Annotated in this window: 15 protein-coding genes and 1 pseudogene; 11 read left to right on the top strand and 5 right to left on the bottom strand. The window is 35.7% G+C overall.

The features are described 5' to 3' along the window. Positions 1-41: 41 nt before the first annotated feature. The 5 genes from ABIQ28_RS02890 (at position 42) to ABIQ28_RS02870 (ending at position 6,430) form a co-directional block, all read left to right on the top strand. A complete protein-coding gene (locus tag ABIQ28_RS02890; RefSeq protein ID WP_348035246.1) occupies positions 42-1,454 on the top strand; it encodes a tetratricopeptide repeat protein in 1,413 nt (470 codons plus the stop codon). Between the two features lie 39 nt (positions 1,455-1,493). After that, complete coding sequence (locus tag ABIQ28_RS02885) at positions 1,494-2,504, top strand: DUF368 domain-containing protein (protein WP_348035245.1); 1,011 nt, start codon at positions 1,494-1,496, stop codon at positions 2,502-2,504. Further along, the gene (locus ABIQ28_RS02880) at positions 2,505-3,524 is read left to right on the top strand and encodes a DUF368 domain-containing protein (RefSeq protein WP_348035244.1); all 1,020 of its coding nucleotides are present in this window, start codon (positions 2,505-2,507) and stop codon (positions 3,522-3,524) included. Next, positions 3,493-4,251 (top strand): shikimate dehydrogenase, encoded by a 759-nt coding sequence (locus ABIQ28_RS02875; protein WP_348035243.1) that lies wholly within the window; start codon positions 3,493-3,495, stop codon positions 4,249-4,251. The genes ABIQ28_RS02880 and ABIQ28_RS02875 overlap by 32 nt, the downstream gene beginning before the upstream one ends. A 91-nt stretch (positions 4,252-4,342) precedes the next feature. Continuing rightward, positions 4,343-6,430: a DUF349 domain-containing protein gene (locus tag ABIQ28_RS02870; RefSeq protein ID WP_348035242.1), complete on the top strand. Its 2,088-nt coding sequence runs from the start codon at positions 4,343-4,345 to the stop codon at positions 6,428-6,430. Between the two features lie 292 nt (positions 6,431-6,722). Here the strand turns inward: ABIQ28_RS02870 and mazG are convergent, their stop codons facing one another. The 4 genes and pseudogenes from mazG to ruvX all read right to left on the bottom strand — a co-directional run bounded on the left by mazG (position 6,723) and on the right by ruvX (position 9,439). After that, complete coding sequence (gene mazG / locus ABIQ28_RS02865; RefSeq protein WP_348035241.1) at positions 6,723-7,499, bottom strand: nucleoside triphosphate pyrophosphohydrolase; 777 nt, start codon at positions 7,497-7,499, stop codon at positions 6,723-6,725. A 414-nt stretch (positions 7,500-7,913) separates the two neighbouring features. Further along, positions 7,914-8,291, bottom strand: a pseudogene (locus ABIQ28_RS02860) (DUF5606 domain-containing protein); the annotation flags it as partial. Positions 8,292-8,357: 66 nt separating this feature from the next. Continuing rightward, positions 8,358-8,948, bottom strand: a complete 591-nt coding sequence (gene def, locus ABIQ28_RS02855; RefSeq protein WP_348035240.1) for a peptide deformylase — start codon at positions 8,946-8,948, stop codon at positions 8,358-8,360. 80 nt (positions 8,949-9,028) lie between these two features. Next, positions 9,029-9,439: a Holliday junction resolvase RuvX gene (gene ruvX / locus ABIQ28_RS02850; RefSeq protein WP_348035276.1), complete on the bottom strand. Its 411-nt coding sequence runs from the start codon at positions 9,437-9,439 to the stop codon at positions 9,029-9,031. A gap of 308 nt (positions 9,440-9,747) precedes the next feature. Between ruvX and ABIQ28_RS02845 the strand changes: the two genes are divergently transcribed. Together ABIQ28_RS02845 and ABIQ28_RS02840 are read left to right on the top strand one after the other, a co-directional pair. Then, positions 9,748-10,563: a 2,3,4,5-tetrahydropyridine-2,6-dicarboxylate N-succinyltransferase gene (locus tag ABIQ28_RS02845; RefSeq protein ID WP_348035239.1), complete on the top strand. Its 816-nt coding sequence runs from the start codon at positions 9,748-9,750 to the stop codon at positions 10,561-10,563. Between the two features lie 10 nt (positions 10,564-10,573). Then, on the top strand, positions 10,574-12,442 hold the full coding sequence (locus ABIQ28_RS02840) for a sulfatase-like hydrolase/transferase (RefSeq protein ID WP_348035238.1): 1,869 nt from the start codon (positions 10,574-10,576) through the stop codon (positions 12,440-12,442). Here ABIQ28_RS02840 and ABIQ28_RS02835 read toward each other — a convergent pair. Then, entirely contained in the window at positions 12,431-13,189 is a 759-nt protein-coding gene (locus ABIQ28_RS02835; protein ID WP_348035237.1) for a glycosyltransferase family 2 protein, read from the bottom strand. The two genes, ABIQ28_RS02840 and ABIQ28_RS02835, sit on opposite strands and share 12 nt — an antisense overlap. A 296-nt stretch (positions 13,190-13,485) precedes the next feature. On the opposite strand from ABIQ28_RS02835, the gene ABIQ28_RS02830 reads away from it, so the two are divergent. The 4 genes from ABIQ28_RS02830 to ABIQ28_RS02815 form a co-directional block, all read left to right on the top strand. After that, positions 13,486-14,232: a glycosyltransferase family 2 protein gene (locus ABIQ28_RS02830; protein WP_348035236.1), complete on the top strand. Its 747-nt coding sequence runs from the start codon at positions 13,486-13,488 to the stop codon at positions 14,230-14,232. Positions 14,233-14,322: 90 nt separating this feature from the next. After that, on the top strand, positions 14,323-15,093 hold the full coding sequence (locus ABIQ28_RS02825) for a glycosyltransferase family 2 protein (RefSeq protein WP_348035235.1): 771 nt from the start codon (positions 14,323-14,325) through the stop codon (positions 15,091-15,093). Between the two features lie 169 nt (positions 15,094-15,262). Beyond that, on the top strand, positions 15,263-15,820 hold the full coding sequence (locus ABIQ28_RS02820; protein WP_348035234.1) for an L-threonylcarbamoyladenylate synthase: 558 nt from the start codon (positions 15,263-15,265) through the stop codon (positions 15,818-15,820). Between the two features lie 71 nt (positions 15,821-15,891). Further along, the coding region (locus tag ABIQ28_RS02815; RefSeq protein ID WP_348035233.1) for an HD domain-containing protein at positions 15,892-17,082 on the top strand (1,191 nt) is incomplete at its 3' end.

The raw sequence follows: 17,082 nt of genomic DNA, 5'->3' as shown, positions 1-17,082 counted from the left end.
GTTAACGTTACATTTAATTTAACGAACACTAAAATGTGCTTATGGAGTTTAGTCAACATGACGACGACAATAATTATTCGCTAACAAAGTTTGAATCAATGTTAAAAACAAACGATGTGTTGTTTTTTGATTCCAATGAGTTTGAAAATATCATTCAGTTCTATTTTGAAAATGGCAGAATTGCTCGTGCAAAAAAAGCTATCAAATTAGGATTGGAGCAGCACCCTTCATCTATAGTTTTAAAACTTTTTCAAGTTGAAATCTACGTCTTAGAAGATAAATTGTCACAAGCCGAGAAACTTCTGGACACCTTGTATGTTTTAGAGCCTTCAAATGAGGAAATCTATATTCAAAAAGCGAATATTTTATCGAAACGCGACGAACACGAAAAAGCTATTGACACGCTAAAGATCGCTTTAACACTGACAGATTCAGATGAAGACGATGCCGATTTATTTGCCTTAATTGGCATGGAATATCTCTTTATGGATCAGTTTGAGAATGCCAAAAACTATTTTATCAAGTGTTTGGACTTGGACATAGAAGATTACTCAGCATTGTACAACATTATTTACTGCTTTGAGTTTTTAGATTTACATGAAGAAGCCATTGATTTCCTGAATCGCTATTTGGACAAAAACCCTTATTGTGAAGTAGCCTGGCATCAATTGGGAATACAGTATTTTACTTTAGAAGAATACACAAAAGCCCTTGCAGCATTTGAATTTGCCATTATTTCTGATGACACTTTTGTAGGTGCTTATCTTGAAAAAGGAAAGGTTTTGGAGAAATTGAAAAAGTATGAAGATGCTATTGAAAATTACAACGTGACTTTAGCGCTTGATGAACCGACCTCTTTTGCCTTATTAAGAATTGGCAACTGTTATGAAAAATTAGGTTCTGACGATTTGGCTGCACAATATTATTTTAAAACGGTCCATGAAGATCCTTTGTTAGACAAGGGTTGGATTTCCATTACCAGATTTTATAACAGAAAGAAAGACTACCAAAAGGCACTTTACTATATCAATAAAGCCATTAATATTGATGGCGATAATGTGAAGTATTGGAAATTATACGCGCAAATCAACCATCGTCTGAATTTTATTGAAGAAGCAGAACGCGGTTATAAAAAAGCTCTTGATTTAGGAAACTACGAATTGGACACTTGGCTGGAACGATCGGACGTGCTCATTAAATTGGGCGAGTACGAAGCCTCAGCGCTTAATCTTATTCAAGCTTCAGAATTCTATCCCGAAACTGCAGAAATTGAATACCGTTTGGCAGGCATCTATTTCACATTATTGGAAAATGAAAAAGGACAATACCATCTTAAAAACGGACTGCTCCTCAATTCGGAATTTTCTTTTATCATCGAAGAACTGTTTCCATTAATTGCTGAACACCAAATGGTGGTTAATATTATTTCAAATCCAAAAAAAACCTCCAAGTAAATTTCTATATCTTTACGTTTCTTATACGAAAAATAAAAAATGCAAAGACGCTTATCAGATTACCTATTCATTTCACTTAAAGGGATTGCTATGGGAGCAGCCGACGCTGTCCCTGGAGTTTCCGGCGGTACCATCGCTTTTATATCCGGTATTTACGAAGAATTAATTACAACCATTAGCGGTGTAAATTTAAGTTTATTGACCACACTCAGAAAGAATGGTTTTGCCGCTTTTTGGAAACAACTCAATGGCAGCTTTTTATTAGCTCTTCTAACCGGGATCATTATCAGTTTTGTGTCTTTTATGAGACTTGCCAAGTATTTGATTGAGCAACATCCGGTCTTAATTTGGTCTTTCTTTTTTGGGCTTATCATTGCCAGTATTGTCTTTGTGGGCAAACAAATCAAAACATGGAATTTAGGAACCATTATATCTCTGATTTTCGGAACTCTTGTCGCCTATTACATCACGACCTTACCTTCATTGGCCAATAATGACAGCCCTGTGTTTTTGTTTTTTGCAGGAGCCATAGCCATTTGCGCCATGATTTTACCTGGTATTTCAGGATCCTTCATATTAGTAATTCTGGGCGCCTATAAGACACTAAGCGATGCCTTACATGCTTTCGACTTTAAAAGAGTATTCATTTTTGCAGCAGGAGCTCTTATTGGACTCTTGAGTTTTAGCCATGTTTTAAAATGGCTGTTCAAAAATTATAAAAATACCACTTTAGCTGTATTAACAGGATTCATTTTTGGATCTCTCAACAAAATATGGCCTTGGAAGGAAACACTGACCGTTTTGGAAAAATCAACAGGACAAACGCATCCTGTCTCTCAATTTACCGAGCTAGGCACAATTGAAGTGTATCAAAGACAAATTAATGATTTCGAGACTATAAAAATGGTTTCGGAAAAAAGCGTGATGCCCTTTCATTATTCTCACATCAATAACGCCACCGACCCACAAATTGCATTTGCGATAGGCCTTATGATTATTGGATTTTTAACTATATTTATCCTTGAAAAGATAGGATCCAAAACCGAATAAATGCAAAGTACCAGAACCTTAACTGACAAAATTTTCCTCGTCATAAAAGGCCTGGGGATGGGTGCTGCAAATAAAGTACCTGGGGTTTCTGGTGGGGTCGTTGCTTTTGTGGCTGGGTTTTATGAAGAGTTTATTTATTCGCTTCAAAAAGTGAATAAAACTGCCTTCAAGCTACTATTAAACGGAAGATTCAAGAGTTTTTTCCGTTATATCAACGGACGCTTTTTGAGTATGCTTTTTTTTGGAATGATTGTCAGTTATTTCAGTGTTTCCAAAATCTTAGATTACTTTCTCATTCATTATGAACTCTATATATGGTGCCTGTTTTATGGTATGATCATCGGTTCAATTTACTATATCAACAAAGGTTTTAACGATTGGAACTTTAAAACCATACTTTCGCTTTCCATAGGAATTATATTGGGTATTGGTATCAGTTTCTTGGACCCCGCAAAAGAAAACGACAATTTGTTTTTTGTGTTTTTCTGCGGAATCATCAGCGTTTCAGGGATGACCTTACCTGGTTTTTCAGGATCTTTTATTCTGATCTTATTGGGTAATTATGTCTTGTTATTAGTGGATTCGGTCAATGCACTTTCTGATACGTTTTATGAGGTTTTTAGAGGCGATTTTAGCGTTTTCCATAATTCCGAAAGGATTCGGATGCTTCAAGTATTGGTGGTATTCACGGTAGGCTCAGTCGTAGGTCTTGTTACCTTTTCACATATCTTAAGTTACATTCTCAAACATTACAAAAGTATTACCATCGCCTCTATAATTGGCTTTATTGTCGGTTCGTTAGGCGTTGTTTGGCCATGGAAAAAAACAATTTATAGACTAAATGAAGAAGGCTTACATATCTATGATTCAACAGGTAAGCAAGTCGTTGAGAATTACGAACGATTTATTCCTGATCTTGGTAGTGAAACTTATATAGCAATTATGTATATTGTTATAGGAATAGCAATTGTTTTAGCTCTAGAATGGTATGCACAAAGAACCAGAAAAGTCAAAGTCTAAATTCGGCCTTATCGGAAAAAATATCGCCTATTCATTTTCAAAGGCTCATTTTACGGCCAAGTTTGAAAATGAACATCTGCCCTATTCTTACGAGAATTTTGATATCGACACGATTGATCAATTTCCTGAAATCTTAAAACAGAACGATACTATAGTAGGTCTCAATGTTACCATTCCCTATAAAGAACAAATCATTCCTTATTTAGATGAACTCAACAAAACCGCCTCAAAAATAGGTGCTGTAAATACCATAAAATTTCATCCATCAGGAAAAACCGAAGGATTTAACACCGATTATTATGGATTTAAAAAATCCATTGAACCGTACCTCAAGTCAAATCATAAAAAGGCGTTGATTTTGGGAACAGGTGGCGCTTCAAAAGCAATTGCCTATGCGCTGAAAAAGCTAAAAATTCGCTTTGATTATGTATCTCGAAATGCCCATCCAGATGCAAAATATTTGTATACTGATTTGACAGAGGACATCATTAATAAACATCAAATTATTATCAATTGTACACCGATCGGCACACATCCCAAGGTAAATGAATGCCCCGATATTCCGTACGACGGTATCACCAAAGAACATTTGCTATACGACTTGATCTATAACCCTATTCAGACCAAATTCTTAATGTGTGGCGAACTATTAGGCGCCACCACATGCAATGGTTCGAAAATGTTGGAATACCAAGCAGAAAAAGCCTGGGACATCTGGACCAAATAAAAATCACCTAAAACCACCTTTCTCTTTGTTATCTAAGGGGTTGTTAGTATATTTACTTCTTTACAAAAGCAAGAACTTTAATTTTATGACAATGTCAGAGAAAGATAACCTGCATATAGCAGATGGAAACGAGAATATAAAAGATGAGGCTATCACTTCTGAAAAAACAGTAGCTGAAACCCAAGACTCAAATTCGGAAGAGAACACTTCAAACGAAACAACTGAAACCTCTATTTCCTCGGATAATAAAGATGATAATCCAGAAGATGCTACTCCTGAAATTTCAGAAGACAAAGAAGTAGCACATACAACTTCTGAAGAATCGTCTGGCACTGAAGACGAAACAGCCCCTCCAAGTATAGAAGCAGCAACTACACCAAAGAAAGATGCTTTTGTGAATGAAATTGAGGAGTCCAATGCTGAGGATGCTGAGGATGAAAGTAATGTGGAACGTCATAATCTAGAAGAAAAAGATTATTCTGTCATGAGTATGGAGCAATTGTCGGATGAGTTCGAAAACTTGCTGAAAACCAAAAAGGTACAAACCATAAAAACCCATGCGGAAGAGATCAAAACGGAGTTTAACTCTAAATTCTCAGAAATTCTTGATGAAATGAAAGAGGAGTTTTTAAGCGAAGGTGGCAATGAAATTGATTTCTTTTACTCCAGTCCGTTAAAAAAACATTTCAATTCGCTTTATAAAGATTATAAAACCAATCTGAATGCGTATTACAAGACTTTAGAGACCAATCTCAAAACCAATTTAGATAACAGGTTACGCATTATTGAGGATATCAAAGGCCTTATTAATGTTGAAGAAAATATCAACACGACCTATAAGCACTTTAAGGATTTACAGGAAGAATGGCGTACTGCTGGTCCAATTCCAAGAGACAAATACAATAATGCATGGAATACTTACCACCATCATGTGGAAATTTTCTATGACTTTTTGCATCTTAATCGCGATTTACGCGACATGGACTTTAAGCATAATCTTGATCAGAAACTAAAAATTATAGCCCGTGCTGAAGAATTGGCAAAAGACGAAAATTCAAACCGAGCGTTTAGAGAATTACAGGTCCTCCATAAAATGTGGAAGGAAGATTTAGGACCGGTTGATAAAGAACATCGTGAAGCCATTTGGGAACGTTTTAGTAACGCCACCAAAACTATTCATGAAAAGCGTCAAGCCTATTATCTCGATGTTGACAAAGCTCACGAAGCCAATCTTGATAAAAAACAAGCTATCATCACTAAAATAGAAGAAGTTGCTCAAGATGATTCGAGTTCTCATCAAGCCTGGCAAAATAAAATAAAAGTCATTGAAGGTTTACGCGTCGACTTTTTCAACGCAGGAAAGGTGCCTATCAAGGTCAATGAAGCGACGTGGGCAAAGTTTAAGGCGGCCGTAAGAGTTTTTAACAAGAAGAAAAATTCTTTTTATAAAAACTTAAAAAAAGACCAATACACCAATTTACAAAAGAAATTGGATCTGATTAAAATAGCAGAGGACAATAAGGACAATGACGATTTTGCCACAGTCAGTCCATTGATGAAGAAAATCCAAAATGATTGGAAACATATTGGCCACGTTCCTAGAAAAGACAGTGATAAAATTTGGAAACGTTTTAAAGCGGCCTGTAATCACTATTTTGACAAAGTTAATGCTGAACGTAATGCCGCCGACAAAGAACAGGTTGAGGCATTCGAAAATAAAACAAAGCTGCTGGATTCCTTAAAAGATCTGCAATTAAGCGGTAATCCAGAACAGGATTTAGAGACCATCAAGCAAAAAACTGAAGAGTGGGGTGCTTTAGGACAAGTTCCACAAAGCAAACGCTTTATAGAGGGAAAATTCAATAAAACTCTTGATGGCTTATTCAATAGCTTAAAACTGGACAAATCAGAGGTTGAAATGATCAAGTTTGAAAACAAACTCGAGCATCTTGCACAACCGGATGATACGCGACTTTTGGATAATGAGCATCACTTTATCCGTAAAAAAATCGACGAAGTTAGAGGCGAACTCAATCAGCTTGAAAATAACCTACAATTTTTCTCTAATATAGATGAAAGTAATCCTTTGGTAAAAGACGTGTTGAAAAACATTGAAAATCATAAAGAAAACCTAGCCGTTTGGGAAGAGAAGTTTAAAAAGTTGAAAGAATTGTATTAGTAGTTCACTTTAAAAATATAAAAGTCTAATGTTTCAATTTGAAATATTAGACTTTTTTTTTATTGCTCAGTTTAAAAAATATTAAGGAAACCAAATAGCTATAAAAATCAAATCCTACCTGTGAAAACAGGTAGGATTTTGACCCCTAACTAAACTAAATTTTTAATCTTAATTAATACCGCTTAAAATATAATTAAGATTACCTACTTATGATTATGAAACTAAAATTAAGTTCCAATCTATTAGATATACGTCACAACTAATGTATTTGGATTACGAGAGTGAAAATAAATTACATTTTTTTTGCTTCTTCCCAATAAACATCCATTTCCGACAAGCTCATTTCCGACAATGGCTTATTTATTTCCTTAGACTTAGCCTCCAAATATTGAAATCTTTTGATGAATTTTTTATTGGTTCGTTCTAGAGCATTTTCAGGATTTATTTTTAAAAAGCGCGCATAATTGATAATGGAAAACAAAACGTCGCCAAGCTCACTTTCCATTTTATCGGCATCGCCATTCGTAACCTCTACTTTTAGCTCGTTGAGCTCCTCCTCTACCTTTTCATAAACTTGTTCAGGATGTTCCCAATCAAATCCAACACCAGCCACTTTATCTTGTATCCTATTGGCTTTTACCATGGCAGGCAAACTTGTTGGCACACCTTGCAGCACGCTCGTTTTGCCCTTCTCTTTTAACTTAATCTGTTCCCAATTGCGCTTCACGTCCTCTTCATTCTCCACCTTGACATCGCCATAAATATGTGGATGACGTTCAATGAGCTTATCACAGATACTGTTACAAACATCGGCAATATCAAAGTCATTAGTTTCACTTCCAATGCGCGCATAGAAAACAATATGCAATAACACATCGCCCAATTCCTTTTTCACCTCGTCCAAATCCTTCTCCAAAATCGCATCGCCCAGTTCATAAACTTCTTCAATCGTCAAATGCCTGAGGGTTTCCATCGTCTGTTTCTTATCCCACGGACATTGCTCACGCAATTCATCCATAATGGTCAATAGTCGTTCAAAGGCTTGTAATTGTTGTTGTCTTCGTGTCATAAACGTTGTTTTTTATCAAATTCAAAATTACGAAATTGGGAAAGGTAATGGCGGTTAATGTGTAGAATCTTAATTAGTATTAAGTACTAAGAATTAAGAAAGTTCGTTCATAAAACCCGTTCAAGGAATTTCTTAAAAGTATTCAAAAGAAAAACCCACGATTTTCAAATGAAAACATGGGTTTTATATATAAAGTATCAAATCTTTCTTCTTGATACTTTGTTCTTAATACTTTGTACTTAATTCTTACTGGGCTTTTCTAGCACTTGTGTTTTTAATTGAGCCTCCTTTTTTAGAAGCCGATGCTTTTGGTGCTGCACTTTTAATGGCAGAAGGGTTAGCAGTAGTTTTAGTCTGTGCTACTTCTACTTTGTCAGTCGCAGGCTTATCTTCTACTACTTCATCTAATGAAGCTAACAAATCATTCCCTTGTAAAATATTGTACCACTGGATAACTTTTTTGATATCGCTTGGATAGACACGATCTTCATCATAATCTGGCAACACAGCAAAGAAATATTCTTCTAAGGCATCTTTAGAATCTTTATGACTGATAGACGTTTGTTTACCATCTTCTTTTTCACGCACCTTTTTCAAAACCTCACGTAATGGAACTTCTTCAGTAAGTGTGTACATGGCAATTTCGCTCAAAACGCTCACATTACTGTGAACATTAACAGTGATGCGCTTTTTGTCGAGTAAGGACTCTGCCAAAAAACCGCTTCTTGTTTGGGTTACAATTTTGTAAAGCCCTGGTTTACCTGCAATGGATAAAATCTTATCTAAACTCATACTTTCTATATGCTTTTTATTTTTGAAGTTGACAAATATATACCTTTGCCTTTAATTTCTAAAAAATTAACGTTTCTTTTTCAGGGCAGGAAAACGCATCTTATAATCGACACTAATATTTCCTTTAGAAATATTACTCAACCTACCTTTGATCAAACGTTTTTTTAAGGTCGATAGTTTATCTGTAAACAAAATACCATCAATATGATCATATTCATGTTGAATGACTCTGGCCACAAGTCCGTCAAATTCCTCAACATGTGTATTAAAATCCTCATCCTGATATTCTATCTTGATTTTTGGTTTTCTGAACACATCTTCCCTTACGTCTGGAATACTTAAACAGCCTTCATTAAACGCCCATTCGTCGCCAGTTTCCTCAATGATTTTCGCATTTATAAACGTCCGTTTAAAACCCTGTAACTGCGCTTGTTCTTCCTTAGTCAAATCCTCATCTTCAGAAAAAGGTGTGGTATCGACAACAAACAAACGGATTGCAAGTCCAACTTGCGGTGCCGCCAAACCAACGCCAAAGGCATCATACATCGTCTCATACATATTGGCAATAAGCGCTTTCAGATTAGGATAATCGGCAGAAATATCTTCGCCTTCCTTTCTTAAAACGGGGTCGCCATAAGCAATAATAGGTAAAATCATTATTCTTTAAATTTACGACTGCAAAAGTACAATTCTTATTTAGGAATTAATAAACATAGGATAAAATTGTTAGGGAGTCTTTATTGATTATACAAATAACTCTGAAGAATAATCGTGGCGCTTATTTCGTCTACCAAGGCTTTATTTTTACGTTGCCCTTTTTTTAGTCCACTGTCAATCATGGTCTGAACGGCCATTTTTGAAGTAAAGCGTTCATCCACACGTTTAACAGGCATTTCAGGAATGGCGGTAGAAAGTTTTTTTAAAAAGGACTGAATAGATGCTTCACTTTCAGATACGTCATTGTTCATTTGCTTAGGTTCGCCTACTAGAAACAATTCTACTTTTTCTTTGGAAATATAATCCTTTAAAAACGGCAATAATTCTTTCGTCTCCACAGTAGTCAATCCGGAAGCGATGATTTGAAGTTCATCGGTTACCGCAATACCAGTGCGTTTTGTGCCATAATCAATTGCTAAAATTCTTGCCATCGTTAGTTCCCACGAAAGTGGGAATCTCATTTTAAAATGTTAATACCTGCAAATTTACGGGAATTAAATTAGGGACAGAAGTGATTGTTTGCAAATTAACATAAGAGGTTGTTCCACAGAGAAATGCAGAGGAAGCACAGAGTTACACGGAGAATTATCGAATATCTTTCAAATACTTGTATTAGAAATTTAATGCAAATCCATCAAATCAGCGTTGCATAAAAACTCGTCTCAGAATAAATCAAATATGACACATTCTTTTCCCAACTGAATTTTAGGTTTATCTTTGCGTGAATTTAAATTTAGCCATGAAACAACTACAGCAAAACATTGAAAACGCCTGGGAAAACCGTGAATTACTCTCAGATAAAGTGACCATTGACAGCATCAGAAGTGTCATCGATTTATTAGATGAAGGCACTTTAAGAGTAGCCGAACCAACTGCCGACGGTTGGCAGGTAAACGAATGGGTAAAAAAGGCAGTCGTTCTTTATTTCCCTATCCAAAAAATGGAAACTCTTGAAGCCGGCATTTTCGAATATCATGATAAAATTCCTTTAAAACGCGGCTATGCAGAAAAAGGCATACGTGTGGTTCCTAATGCAGTGGCAAGACATGGCGCTTTCATTGCAAAAGGCACTATTTTGATGCCAAGTTATGTCAATATTGGCGCTTATGTGGATGAAGGTACGATGGTCGATACATGGGCAACAGTAGGCAGTTGCGCACAGATTGGCAAAAACGTACACTTGTCTGGCGGTGTTGGTATCGGTGGTGTTTTAGAGCCGTTACAAGCAGCTCCTGTGATTATCGAAGACAACGCTTTTATTGGCAGTAGATGTATTGTAGTAGAAGGTGTAAGAGTTGAAAAAGAAGCCGTATTAGGCGCCAATGTCTGCTTAACCGCCTCTACTAAAATTATTGATGTGACGGGCGACGAACCTGTTGAAATGAAAGGCATTGTGCCGGCACGTTCTGTCGTGATTCCAGGAAGTTACGCCAAAGAGTTTCCATCAGGAACCTACAACGTCCCTTGTGCCTTGATTATTGGAAAACGTAAAGAAAGCACCGACAAGAAAACATCATTGAATGATGCTTTACGGGAATATAATGTGGCCGTATAATTAGAAAAGAATGGCAAATTACTATAAAAGTTTAGCACTTTTTGCAAAACGCATTTTACTGGTTCTACTTGTTTACACCTTATGTAGAATTTTATTTTTAGCTTTCAATTTTGGGGCATTTAATAAACCCTTTTTGAGTGCGTTTTTTGGAGGTCTGAGATTCGATCTTTCTGCTATTGCTTATATTAATTTGCTATTCGCCTTTTTACATGCTGTACCTGGGAAATTCAAATACAACGCCCTTTACCAAAAAGCGCTTAAGATTGGCTTTTACTGTGTAAACATTGTATTTATACTTACCAATTTTGTGGATTTTGAATATTATAAATTCACAGGAAGACGTAGCACTTTTGGATTGTTAACTGCCCAAGGCATGGAGCATGAAATCGGTGGTCTTATTGGCTCTTTTTTAATGGAGTTTTGGTATTTATTACTCATTGCGATAGTATTGGCGATAGTTTTCTATAAAGCCATTCCTATTTTAAAACGTCCAATTCCAGCGGTCAGAACCTCCAAGATGGATTATGCCAAACAAACGGTATTGTTTATCGGTATAATGATTACGACCATAATCTTCGGAAGAGGTGGTTTTCAGGAAAAGCCACTTCGCATTATAGATTCGAGTGGTTATGGCGCCTTAAACCATTCGGCATTGGTGCTTAATACGCCATTTTGCATCTTAAAAACTTTGAATCAAAAAGAAACTTTACGCAGTCCTGAGTACTTCTCAAAAGAGGAATTAGACCAAATATTTAGTCCGGTTATCAGCATTACCTCTGATAAAGAACCGACAAAACAAAATGTCGTTCTCATAATACTGGAAAGTTTTGGAAGAGAAAATTTAGGTATTGGTGCTACCCCATTTTTAGATTCGCTCATCACAAAATCCTATTATTTTGAAAACGGTTTTGCTAACGGAAAATTATCCATAGATGCCGTACCTTCTACCTTAACCAGCATTCCTAGTTTATTAAAACAATCCATAATAACCTCTAGCTACTCCGTCAATAAAGTGAATGGCTTGCCAAAGATTTTGAAGGATCATGGGTATGAAACTTCATTTTTTCATGGTGCGTTTAATGGTAGTCAAAACTTTGATCAATATTCTATAGTTGCCGGTTTTGAAAATTACTACGGAAAGGACCAGTATGAAGGCCCTGAAGCTTTTGATGGTCGCTGGGGAATTTTCGATGAAGAATTCCTTCAGTTTTTTAATAAAAAATTAACCACATTCCAACAGCCTTTTTTTAGTACCATTTTTACGGTTTCGTCTCATAACCCGTATATCATTCCAGAAAGATATAAAGACAAATTTCCAAAAGGAAAGACGAAAATCTATGAAAGCGTTGCTTATTCTGATTATGCTTTAAAACAGTTTTTTGAAGCCGCTAAAAAGGAAGCTTGGTACAAGAATACCGTTTTTGTGATTACGGCCGACCATACTTCGTCGGAGCCTACTAGTGAAATCTATAAAACAAACGTAGGAAAGTTTAGAATTCCGATTCTATTTTTTGATCCTTCAAACGAGAATTTCGTAGGAAAACATATGAAAAACTTCCAACAGATTGATATTTTGCCTTCTGTTTTAGACTATCTGGGGATTTCAACAACGAGCATCAGCTATGGGAAATCATACACATCTAATAAAGACTTCGTTGTTTATTATTTAGATAATATCTATCATCTTATTGATGGCGATTATTATTTAGCATTTGATGGCACGAAAGCTCTAGCACTTTACAACTTTAAAGAAGATCCATTATTGAAAAAGAATTTACTTTCGACAGAAACCGAAAAAGCGAAAAACTTAGAAAAATTTATCAAGGCTTATATTCAATCGTTTAACGAACGCATGATTGAGAATAACTTAACGCTTTAGTTTTTCTAAGCGCTGTAGTTTTATAAGTTTCGCATATTTCATATAGGAGAAAAAAGCTTGTATTAAGGCAATTGTAATCCCATCTAATCCATTAAAAATTCCTTTTTTAAAGAAATAGCATCGAAAAAAAGCAACTGCTCCATTTAGTACGGGCTTAAAACTATTTATACGGTTTCCTTGATTGAAAAGTTGACTGGCGTGCCAAGTAGAATATTGATTTTTTTTGGCGATAATTTGCTCAAAAGTATCCCAGCCATAATGTAAAATATGAACATTTACTTTCATCTCATTCGTGGCCACTATTTTTTGATGCACTTTAGAAAAGGATGGCGCCGCTGTCTTTTTATTGAAAAATCGCACTTTGTGATCGGGATACCATCCAGAAAAATCAATTAACTCATCATCTAGAAAGTTTTTAACCCTAAAAGAAAAGGCATCATAACCACCTTCCACATACTTTTTATCTAATATAAATTGTTCTGCGTCCGCATCTAAAATCTCGTCGGCATCAAGATTTAAAATCCAATCATTTTTACAGAACGGCAAACCGTACGCACGCTGTGGACCATCACCTAAAAAAGATTGAGAAATAACTTTGGCGCCCTTGCTTTCCGCAATAGCCACTGTATTGTCGCTACTCATGGAGTCAACTATAATGACCTCATTACAAACTTTAAACAAGGCGTCAATGCATTTTCCTATATTTTTCTCTTCATTAAAAGTAATGACCAATCCGCTAATGTCCATAAATAACATGTTTACAGGACAAAAATACAGTTTTCCTTTAAGTAATGCTCAACATAAAATTTAAACCTTCTTGGTGCCGTTCTATCGATGCTGAAAGTAAAATTCATTTAACAGAGATTAACTCGGCAACGAAACAATAACTAAAACCCATAGGTAGTAAGCAATTCCGAAATAGGAATTATATTTAAAAAAAAGGTTATAAATTTGTTCGGAAATATAAATACGAACTCATTTCATCGAATTAAATTCTATAAATCTATCAATTGCCCCAAATCTATTATGAATTCATTTAAATCATGACGATAAAAAACACTCCTACAACCTCTTTGATTTTAACCACCTATAATTGGCCAGAGGCGCTTGAGCTTGTTTTACTGAGCATCGTCAAACAAAGTGTTTTACCTGATGAAATTATTATTGGCGATGATGGATCAGGGCCTGAAACTAAGGCCGTCATTACAAAGTATCAAAACAACTATTCAGTTCCGATTATACATGTTTGGCATGAAGATGATGGCTTTCGAAAAACTGAAATTTTAAATAAAGTGATTGCACGAGCCACATCAGAATATATCATTAAAATTGATGGCGACATTATTTTACACCGTCATTTTGTGAAAAACCATCTACAAATGTGTGAAAAAGGAGTTTACACCTGTGGTTCAAGAGTTTCTTTAAGTGATGAGGCTTCAAAAAAAGCACAGGAAACCAAAAACATTTCCTACCGTTTCTTTTCCAAAGGAAACAACAACCGACTCAACGCACTTTACAATCCCTTCCTGATGAAACTATTTTCGTACTATAATGATAACCTCATGAAAATTAGAGGTTGTAATACAGGAATGTGGCGAGATTTGATAGAAATAACCGGTTATAATGAGGATATGATTGGCTGGGGAAGAGAAGATTCTGAGATATCGGCAAGATTAACGCATGCCAAAAAAAGAAAAAAAAATAACAAATTTGGAGCCCTTAACAATCATCAACATCAAAGTTTTAGTTCGCGTTCCGAATTAAACGAGAATCATGAAATTTTCTCTTAAACCATAGATGAAAACCTCACGCGATGTAAAAATAGTTTAGATAAACATCTCCAAAACGCAACTAGTAAGAACTAAAAATATCTTTTTAAATTGAAAAGCCCCACAAAAATATCGGCGTTATTAATTGTTTATAATGAAGTCAATCATATTCAAGAGGTTATAACTAACATCAGTTTTTCTGATGAAATTATTGTTGTCGATTCTTTTAGCACCGATGGTACAGTTTCGGAATTAGCTCAATTTAAGCACGTAAAAACAATACAACGCAAATTTGATAATTTTGCAGACCAAAGAAACTTTGCCATGCAACAAGCCACTCACGATTGGGTTTTATTTATTGACGCTGATGAACGCATAACTGACGCGTTAAAATCAGAAATTATCACAACAGTTAATTCCCCAACTGATGCTGTTGCGTTTATGGTTAAACGTCTGTATTTTTTTAATAAAAAAAGAATCTTTTTCAGTGGTTTTCAAACCGATACTACCTATCGGTTATTTAAAAAAGATCGCGCAAACTATATTGAAGATAAAATAGTACACGAAATGCCTCAGATAGATGGCAAAAGTGAAATTTTAAAAAACAATATGCTGCACTATTGCATTGACAATGCACCTCATTATAAAGCGAAGATGGAACATTATGCAAGCCTCAAAGCCTTAGAACTATATAAAAAAGGAAAAAAACCAACACCTTTCCATTTTATTTTTAGACCCGTTTATAAATTCATTAATAACTATTTTTTTAGACTGGGTTTTTTAGATGGAAAACCAGGTCTTCAAATATGCTATTTAAATGCTTATGGCGTTTATTATAGATATAAGGAACTTGAAAAATTAGTGACTGATTCCGGAAATTAATTTTTTTCTTTGGTTTTGTCCTATAAAATATCACTGGAAAACTTCGGCTTCAACCATCCAAATCGCCAATAATTTATGAGAACTTTAGTCATTGGGAAAACCGATTTCATAGCGAGCTGAAAAACAGTCCTATGAGTGAAAAAAAAGATAAATACAATCATTTTTATATATGCACAAAGAAATTTCAAATGCAGTTCAAGTTTTAAAAGATGGCGGACTCATACTCTATCCTACCGATACCGTTTGGGGAATTGGCTGTGATGCTACCAATGCGGAGGCGGTTGAAAAAGTGTTTCAACTGAAAGAGCGCGCAGACAACAAAGCACTGATTTGTTTGGCAGCCGATGATCGCATGTTGAGTAAATACGTAAAAGAGATTCCAAAAGTAGCGTATGATATTTTTGACGTTGCTGAAGAGCCAATTACAATTATTTATGATGACGCTCAAAATTTGGCCGAAAATTTAATTGCAGAAGACAAATCCATTGCCATCAGAATTCCGAATGACGATTTTTGTTTTCAGTTGCTCAGGCGCTTTGGAAAACCCATCGTTTCAACATCGGCTAATGTCAGCGGCAAACCCACACCAAAATCATTCAAAGAAATAGCACCCCACATTTTAAAAGGTGTGGACTATGTTGTAAATTTGCATCGCGAAAAAGTTTGCGCCAAACCTTCGTCAATCATTAAGTTGAGTGCGAATGGAAAGGTGAAAATTATAAGATAAAAAAAACTCCAAAATTCAAATTCCAAATTCCAATAATCTGTTTGGTATTTGGTACTTGAAATTTGAATATTATGAAATATCAAGCCTTAACTCATCCAATTTTTAAAATCATCTCCCAATCTGCTGAAGAATTAGGAATTGATGCATACGTCATTGGTGGCTTTGTTCGTGATTATATCCTAAAACGCGGCCAACATAAAGACATTGATATTGTCGCTATTGGCAGTGGTATTGCCTTGGCAAAGCAAGTGGCCAAAAACATTCCAAACCGTCCTAAAGTTCAAGTGTTCAAAACCTATGGCACTGCTATGTTACGTTATGAGGACATTGAAATCGAATTTGTAGGCGCCCGCAAAGAATCTTATACGGAAGAAAGCAGAAATCCGATTGTGGAAAATGGCACTTTGGAAGACGACCAAAATCGTCGTGATTTTACGATAAATGCGATGGCTCTTGATTTGAGTTCAGCTCATTTCGGTAATTTACTCGATCCGTTTGGTGGCATTGCTGATTTGGAAGCGAAAATCATCAGAACGCCATTAGATCCTGACATTACCTATAGCGACGATCCGTTGCGCATGATGCGTGCCATCCGATTTGCGACACAGCTCAATTTTACCATTGAAAAAAAATCGCTTGACGCCATTTCAAAAAACAAGGAACGCATTAAAATAATTACCAACGAGCGGATTGTGGTTGAGCTCAATAAAATTATTGAAAGTGACATTCCCTCCATCGGTTTTTTATTATTGGAACAAACTGGCTTACTAAATTATATCCTTCCAGAATTGAGCGCCTTAAAAGGTATTGATGAGAAAGAAGGACAAACACACAAGGATAATTTTTATCACACCTTAGAAGTTGTTGATAATATTGCTCTACACACCAATGATGTGTGGTTACGATGGGCAGCACTTCTGCATGATATCGGTAAAGCACCCACAAAAAAATTCAGTAAAAAAGTTGGCTGGACGTTTCATGGCCACGAATTTGAAGGCTCAAAAATGGTCTACAAGTTGTTTAAACGTTTGAAAATGCCATTGAATGATAAGATGAAATTTGTTCAAAAAATGGTGTTTATGAGCTCCCGACCTATTGCCTTGGCAAATGATGTGACGGATTCTGCCGTGAGACGCTTGGTTTTTGACGCTGGCGATAATGTGGATGATTTAATGGTGTTGTGTCAAGCTGATATCACGACCAAAAATCCAAAGAAATTTAAAAAATATCACAATAATTTCAAACTCGTCAGAGATAAGATT

This window comes from Gelidibacter sp., from assembly GCF_039916245.1.
Taxonomy (GTDB): Bacteria; Bacteroidota; Bacteroidia; order Flavobacteriales; family Flavobacteriaceae; genus Gelidibacter.
Note: the sequence above shows the minus strand (reverse complement) of the source record. Positions and strands in the feature narration are given on the sequence as shown.